The 1,133-nt window shown below is 63.3% G+C and carries 1 pseudogene; it reads left to right on the top strand.

The features are described 5' to 3' along the window. Positions 1 to 67 precede the first annotated feature (67 nt). A pseudogene (locus tag ABT116_RS48930) lies at positions 68 to 1,009 on the top strand (PhoX family protein); the annotation flags it as partial. Positions 1,010 to 1,133 lie beyond the last annotated feature (124 nt).

Here is a 1,133-nt window from a genome sequence, read left to right as displayed (position 1 = left end):
GCCCGGCACCTCGTCACCGTCGCCGATGCCGCGATGCCCCTGCTCCCCGCCGTGCTGCCCCGCGGTGGCCCCGGCCTTCGACTTCGACAAGCAAACTGCTGCTGCACAGGAACTGCAGTTCGGATTCAACAACGACTTCGCCGGATTGCTCCCGGTCGACGGGGAGCCCAACACCTACCTGCTCGTGGTCAATCACGAATACTCCACCGAGCCGGCGATGTTCCGCGGCTACGATGCGGAGCACCCGACCGAGGAGCAGTTCAAGATCGGCCTGGCCAGCCACGGACTGTCGGTCGTCCAGGTCAAGGGCGAATCCGACAACGGCAAGCTGGTACCGGAGATCGGATCGAACAACCGCCGCATCACCGGAACCACGGAATTTGTCGTGACCGGCCCCGCTGCAGGTAGCGACTTCCTCAAGACGAGTGCCGATCCCACGGGAACCAAAGTGCTCGGCACCCTCAACAATTGCGCCGGCGGTGTCACACCCTGGGGCACAGTGCTTTCCGGCGAAGAGAACTTCAACCAGTACTTCGCGAACGCCGAGGGTGTCACCGATCCCACGGTCGCAGCACGGCTGAAGCGCTACGGTCTGGCCGGCGCCGCTTCCGAGCGCAAGTGGGAACGCTTCGACAAGCGGTTCGATCTGGTCGCAGAACCCAACGAGGTCAACCGATTCGGATACGTCGTCGAGATCGATCCGTGGGATCCGTCGTCGACTCCGATCAAGCACACAGCGCTCGGACGGTTCAAGCACGAAGCCGCCACCATTTACACCACGTCGGACGGAACCGTCGTGGCCTACAGCGGCGACGACGAGCGCTTCGACTACATGTACAAGTTCGTCTCGAGTCGAAAGATGCAGGACGGCAAGAGTCAGGCAGCCATGCGCCACAACATGACTCTGCTCGACGCCGGAACGCTGTACGTTGCAAAGCTCAGCGGAAACTCCGCCGGCGAGATCGACGGCAGCGGCAAGCTCCCGTCGGACGGCACGTTCGACGGAACCGCAAGGAGATCCTGAACCTGCTGGGCCGTGGAGGGCAGCCGGAGGCGTATTGCCACCGGGCGATACTCAATGCGATCCGCTACCTGGTCGATAACGGGATCAAGTGGCGGGCGATGCCCGCCGA

Origin of the sequence: Streptomyces sp. NPDC002130 (genome assembly GCF_040296465.1) — a bacterium.
Classification (GTDB): domain Bacteria; phylum Actinomycetota; class Actinomycetes; order Streptomycetales; family Streptomycetaceae; genus Streptomyces.
The sequence above is the reverse complement of the archived record's forward strand: the minus strand, read 5'-3'. Positions and strand labels throughout refer to the sequence as shown.